Here is a 6,300-nt window from a genome sequence, read left to right as displayed (position 1 = left end):
ACGTAGACCTGCTTTGCAGGTCGAGGGGGCTGAGGCGTTGCCCGCGGAAAGCGTCCGCCTGCAGTGGAAAGCGATCATTCTACATTAGGTCCGAATTGATCGGCTTTCGTTAACTTCATTTGAATTATGAAATTGATTCAATGTAAGGAGAAATATATCATGGTCTCCACTTTTTGTGATGTATACCCAAGTATACATTTGGCAGTATTTTTATCCTCCGCTTTCTACATCGTATGATAAGATAGAGGTATGAGAAAAATCGAGCGTATGAGAAGTAATGCGAACAGCAGTTTATTGGGGGAAATACTGTGACAGACAAGCTTACCGCTTTGCATACCGTTATTGAAAATGTGGAACGTGTAGTTGTTGGGAAACGTGAAGAAATAGAGTTGAGTTTGACCGCATTGCTTGCGAACGGGCATGTGTTAATTGAAGATGTTCCGGGAGTAGGGAAAACGATGATGGTGCGGGCGTTGGCGCGCTCGATCGGGGCTGATTTCAGACGCATTCAGTTTACACCGGACTTGCTTCCCTCGGATGTAACCGGGATCTCGATGTACAACCAAAAAACACAATCCTTTGAATTCCGTCCTGGACCAGTGATGGGAAATGTCGTTCTTGCCGATGAGATTAACCGGACATCTCCGAAAACACAGTCTGCCCTCCTAGAAGCATTGGAAGAAGGTAGTGTGACGGTCGACGGAAAGACGCGGTCCTTAGAGAAATTGTTTTTTGTGATGGCAACCCAGAATCCGATCGAATACGGTGGGACCTATCCGCTTCCAGAAGCGCAGCTTGACCGCTTTTTATTGAAATTAAAAATGGGGTATCCAACGGAAGAGGAAGAGTTGGAGGTGTTGAACCGTGTCGAACAACATCACCCGATTGATACGTTGGAAGCGGTGCTGTCACGTGATGAGGTGCTGAAGATGCAGGAGCTTGCAGCCTCTGTGTTTGTAGAAGAATCAGTAAAACGTTACATTATCAATCTCGTAAAGGGAACGCGAGAGCATCCTGATGTCCAGCTTGGTGTGAGTCCGCGCGGGTCGATTGCCTTAATGAAAGGTGCCCAAGCTTATGCCTTTTTACAAGGAAGAGACTATGTCGTTCCGGATGACGTGAAATATTTGGCCCCTCGTGTTCTTGCCCACCGCATTATTTCACGTCCGAATTTGGAAATGACAGATAGAGACGGGGAGTATGTTGTGGAGGACGTTTTGTCGCGGGCTCACGTTTCGCTGTCGAAACGGAGAGCGGTACAGTGAACATGAGGGTAAGCCGAGAGCTTTTCAAAATAATGAAACTCCTGTCTGTATTAGTCCTGACAGGGGTTTTGTTCACTTACGCTATGTTCCAAGGAGGCTATGTGAGCTGGTTTTTGTTCTACAGTGTCGTTATTGTTGTATTGTTTCATGTTGTTTTTCTTCTATATCCACTTCGTTGGGTGACAGTGGAACGAACAGTAAGCGGCCATCTTCATACTCTTAACGAGCCATTCGACATGACGATTACACTACGTAAAAAATTCCCTTTTCCTTTTGTGTACCTCAGTATCATAGATGACGTCCCCGCAGGCTTAGATGCTGCAGGAAGCTTTCCAGGAACGGTATACTTTTTCAAGGCAAAAAAAGAAATACACTATACATATAAGACTCAGGGAGCTGTCCGCGGGGTGTATGAGTTTTCTGAGGTCACACTTGCAGCCGGCGATTTATTCGGTTTTTATCAAAAAGAATACGTAGCTGCCGCATCTGCATCGGTCGTCGTCCTCCCTGAAATCAGGCCGCTACACCAATGGCCACCCCCGCTTCATGACGAAGAAGATTCGGTTGTTTCGGTCTCGAAACTCCGCAATGATACTCTTTCTGTTGCAGGGGTACGGGAATATGCGGCCGGTGATAAGCTGACGAGTATTGATTGGAAAGTGTCTGCGCGTGCCGGTAAGCTGGTGACGAAAGAATTCGAGTCTCAAGAAGGAAAGGGAATGATGATCCTGTTGGAAAACAGCGAGGCGGAAAGCAGCGAGCGGTTTGAGCGCCAAGTTGAATTAGCGGCTTCCTTTGCCGATTTTGGCCGCAAAGAGAACATCCGCACCGGCTTCGCACTTACAGCGGATAATGAACCAATTGTCGTGCCCGGTTCCAACAAGCGGCACTTTCAAGAGATTTTCAAAGAATTGGCGAGAGCAGGCAGGAACGGGTCTTCGTCACCGATTAGCAGCTCCTTCCATAACAGCATCTCCGGAAATGTCATCGTGTATATAACGTCCCGGCTCTCCGAAGCACGTTACGAGGAGCTGAAGCTTGTCATACTAAAGGGGAGGACAGTACTTATCGGTTACATCGGCAGTCCGAATCAGCGCAAACAGGATACGGAGATGCTTCGGTCTTTGCGCGGGAGGGGAGTGCTTGTTTACTTTGCGCGCGAACGACGTGCAACAAGTCCATTACACGTTGAAAAGGGGGGGCCTTAGTGAGAAGATTGTATAAAAGCCCACGGCTCTTTGTCACTTATACGCTCGCCTATCTGTTGTTAATGGAGTGGCTGCTCCCGCTTCCGACGGTGACTGACACCGGATTTATGCCTGTTTTTGTAGCAGAATCTGCATTCTTTTTTATTGTCATGTTTTTCGGTATCCCGTGGTGGGGGAGAATACTGTTAATTGGAACAAGTATATTATTCGGCCTTCACCTTATTTTTTTTGATACTCCCTTTTTAAGGGAAGGGTGGCGAGAGACCTTTTGGTCGGACTTCGTTCAAAATGCCGGCTATTTAATGAGTGGCGATTGGTTCCAATTCAGCGACTTGTTTCGCAGTTTTTTGTTTTTGTTTTTGCTTGCGATCATGAGCTATTTAATCTATTTCTGGGTTATCCACGCCCGTCGAATATTGTTTTTCTTCGCTTTCACCATTATATATATCGGAGTGATAGATACTTTTTCCTCGTATGACGGCAAGGTTGCTATTGTCCGTGCCTTCCTGCTTGGCTTTGTCTTGCTTGCGCTATTGCAATGGGACAGGCTGTCGCTTTACTTTCCCGGTACTGGCAGCAGAAAGATATGGCTGCGCTGGTTTGCTATTTCGCTTCTCTTACTCTCCGCTGCAGCCGGGGCTGGCGCACTCTTACCGAAGGCTGACCCGCAGTGGCCGGATCCCGTCCCTTATTTAAAGGCGGCGACAGGAGTGGACGAGGACAGCATACTCGGAAAAAATGCTCCGAGGCGAATCGGCTACGGAGATAATGATAAACAGCTCGGCGGTGGATTCGCTATGGATGATACGCTCGTTTTCACAGCTGTTGGTGAACAAAGCGGCTATTGGCGGGGTGAGTCGAAAAATAGGTATACTGGCAGCGGCTGGGAACGAGACACTCCCCATGAATCCGGGCCTGAAAGCAGCCTATATGAAGAGGGAACCGTGAGAAAAGAACAAGAAATGACGGTCAAGATGAATGGCGACTGGTCTTTTCCATTTGTCTTTTACCCGGGTTCTTTAAAAAAGATTGCAACCGAAGAGAAAGTTGTACACACCGAGGTAGATCGCTATTCCGGGAAGGCGAGTACTTTTTTACACGGCGAGCCGTACCATGCTGACGAATATGAGCTGATGTTTGAGAAAGGGATCTTCCCGATTGAAAACATGAAGCAAGCGGATGCGGTGGATCCAGTCTTCATTAAGGAACACTATCTCAGCCTTCCAGAAGACTTCCCGTCGTCGGTTCAAACGCTTGCGGAGAATCTTACGATCGGGAAAGAGAACCGGTATGATAAAGTGCGTGCTATTGAAAGTTTTTTTCATGGGCCTGATTTCACTTATGATACGAAGGATGTGCCGGTTCCAGAAAAGGGTGAGGATTATGTCACGCAGTTTTTATTTGAGACAAGACGAGGTTATTGCGATAACTTCTCCACAAGTATGGCTGTCATGCTGCGGACACTCGATATTCCTACGAGATGGGTGAAAGGTTTTACGACGGGTGAGGAAGTTGGTCAAAAGAACGGCAAAACGATCTATGAAATTACGAATGCCAATGCCCACTCGTGGGTAGAGGTATATTTTCCTGAAGTAGGCTGGGTTCCTTTTGAACCGACGCATGGTTTTTCAGCTGATTTTGACTATACGGTAGGAACTGCGGATAATGAGGAAAAGGATGCGGATGAAAAGGAGAAAGAGGAGCAGGAAAAGGAATCAGAAGCTGATAAAAAGGAAACAGACGATGGGGCGGCAGTTCCCATTCACGGCTTGCTGAATTGGCCGATCTTGCTCGGCGCTGTTGCGGTTATCACAGGAGTATTTCTCTTCCGCATGCCATTACTAAAAAGATTGATCCTCCTTCGTTATCAGCGCTCGTGCGAACCCGTAGGCATGACGAAAGCGTATTATGCACTCTTATGGATTCTGCGACGAGCAGGAATGAAAAAGAAACAAAACGAAACGCTGCGTGAATTTTCCCGGCGTGTCGATGGTGTATTGAAAACAGAGGACATGACGAGGCTTACTTATGAATTCGAAAAAATGCATTACGGGAAGTATACGGGAAAAACGGGTGATTTCATTGTAATGTGGAAAAATGTCATTCGCTCCATCAAGGCTTGACCGCTTTAAGATGCGACTGCTAAAATGATAGGCATGTTTTAGGCGAAGATTAAATGAGGTGGAATAATAGGATGGAACAAGAAAATGAAATGATCGTCGTACTTGATTTTGGCGGGCAGTACAATCAATTGATAACAAGGCGCATTAGAGATCTTGGCGTTTACAGTGAACTTCATTCCCATAAGCTCACTACAGATGAGTTAAAAGCAATGAATCCAAAGGGAATAATTTTTTCTGGAGGCCCTCATAGCGCCTATACAGAAGGGGCGCCGGCTTGCGACCCTGAAATCTATGAGCTGGGAATCCCGATTCTTGGCATTTGTTACGGTATGCAGCTGCTTGCTTATCACTTCGGAGGGAAAGTAGAAGCGGCAAACCACCGGGAGTTTGGTAAAGCGCTGCTTACAGTTGAGAAAGATTCCCCCTTGTATCAGGATCTACCTAAAGAACAGACGGTATGGATGAGCCACGGTGACTTGATTATGGAACCACCGCAAGGCTTTGAAGTGGATGCTACCAATCCTGCTTGTCCGGTAGCAGGGATGAGCGATAAAGGCCGGAACATGTACGCGGTGCAATTTCACCCGGAAGTCCGCCATACTCAGTTTGGAACTGACATTTTGAAAAACTTTGCTTTCACGATTTGTGGCTGTGCGGGTGACTGGTCGATGAAGAATTTTATCGATGAACAAGTCGATGTTATTCGCAGCCAAGTCGGCAATAAAAATGTCCTCTGTGCGTTGAGCGGCGGAGTGGACTCTTCTGTTGTAGCAGCCTTGATACATAAGGCGATCGGTGATCAGTTGACATGTATGTTTATCGATCACGGCCTGCTCCGCAAAAATGAAGGAGACAGCGTGATGAAGACATTCGGTGATGATTTTCATATGAACCTCGTAAAAATTGATGCGAAGGACCGCTTTTTAGGAAAATTAGAAGGAGTATCAGACCCTGAACAAAAGCGGAAAATCATCGGAAACGAATTTATTTACCTGTTTGAAGAGGAAGCTGGAAAACTTGAAAACATGGATTTCTTAGCGCAAGGAACGCTGTATACGGATATTATTGAAAGCGGAACGGACACGGCCCAGACAATTAAGTCTCATCACAATGTTGGGGGTCTTCCGGAAGATATGAATTTTGAACTCATTGAACCGTTGAAAAGTCTTTTTAAAGACGAAGTTCGTAAGTTGGGAACGGAATTGGGAGTGCCGGATGAGATTGTCTGGCGCCAGCCGTTCCCGGGACCGGGATTGGGAATTCGGGTTCTCGGGGAAATTACAGAAGAAAAGCTCGAAATCGTTCGGGAATCGGATGCCATTTTACGGGAAGAAATCGCAAATGCCGGTCTGGAACGAGACATTTGGCAATACTTCACTGCGCTACCAAACATGCGCAGCGTTGGAGTTATGGGAGATGCGCGCACGTACGATTACACGGTCGGCATCCGTGCGGTAACGTCTGTTGATGGCATGACTTCTGATTGGGCGCGAATCCCTTACGATGTTCTCGAAAAGATTTCGACACGAATTGTGAATGAAGTGAAGCATGTGAACCGTGTCGTTTACGATATTACCTCAAAACCACCTGCTACGATTGAGTGGGAGTAGCCTGGCAGGGAGACAACTCGGAGAACGAACATTGTTTTTGGTTACTAGCTTAATGTTCGTGATTTACTTGACGGTCACGAGGGTGACTGCTATA

At 46.8% G+C, this 6,300-nt stretch carries 4 protein-coding genes; all 4 read left to right on the top strand.

Translation table 11 applies throughout. The features are described from left to right. The first annotated feature begins 308 nt into the window (after nt 1-308). The 4 genes from LOR49_RS08765 (at nt 309) to guaA (ending at nt 6,206) form a co-directional block, all read left to right on the top strand. Nucleotides 309-1,265, top strand: coding sequence for an AAA family ATPase (locus LOR49_RS08765; protein ID WP_240376077.1), 957 nt, complete (start codon nt 309-311; stop codon nt 1,263-1,265). Nucleotides 1,266-1,267: 2 nt separating this feature from the next. Next, the gene (locus tag LOR49_RS08760) at nt 1,268-2,473 is read left to right on the top strand and encodes a DUF58 domain-containing protein (protein ID WP_240376098.1); all 1,206 of its coding nucleotides are present in this window, start codon (nt 1,268-1,270) and stop codon (nt 2,471-2,473) included. Then, nucleotides 2,473-4,596: a transglutaminaseTgpA domain-containing protein gene (locus LOR49_RS08755; protein WP_240376076.1), complete on the top strand. Its 2,124-nt coding sequence runs from the start codon at nt 2,473-2,475 to the stop codon at nt 4,594-4,596. Before LOR49_RS08760 ends, LOR49_RS08755 begins: the two co-directional genes overlap by 1 nt. A 71-nt stretch (nt 4,597-4,667) precedes the next feature. Continuing rightward, nucleotides 4,668-6,206: a glutamine-hydrolyzing GMP synthase gene (gene guaA, locus LOR49_RS08750; protein ID WP_240376075.1), complete on the top strand. Its 1,539-nt coding sequence runs from the start codon at nt 4,668-4,670 to the stop codon at nt 6,204-6,206. Nucleotides 6,207-6,300: the final 94 nt, after the last annotated feature.

Origin of the sequence: Bacillus piscicola, assembly GCF_022458745.1 — a bacterium.
Lineage (GTDB): Bacteria > Bacillota > Bacilli > Bacillales > Marinococcaceae > Alteribacillus_A > Alteribacillus_A piscicola.
The sequence above is the reverse complement of the archived record's forward strand: the minus strand, read 5'-3'. Positions and strand labels throughout refer to the sequence as shown.

What these genes read in the sequence shown, in the direction of transcription:
- LOR49_RS08760 (WP_240376098.1), top strand. Translation starts at nt 1,268, where the DNA reads ATGAGGGTAAGCCGAGAGCTTTTCAAAATAATGAAACTCCTGTCTGTA.
- guaA (WP_240376075.1), top strand. Translation starts at nt 4,668, where the DNA reads ATGGAACAAGAAAATGAAATGATCGTCGTACTTGATTTTGGCGGGCAG.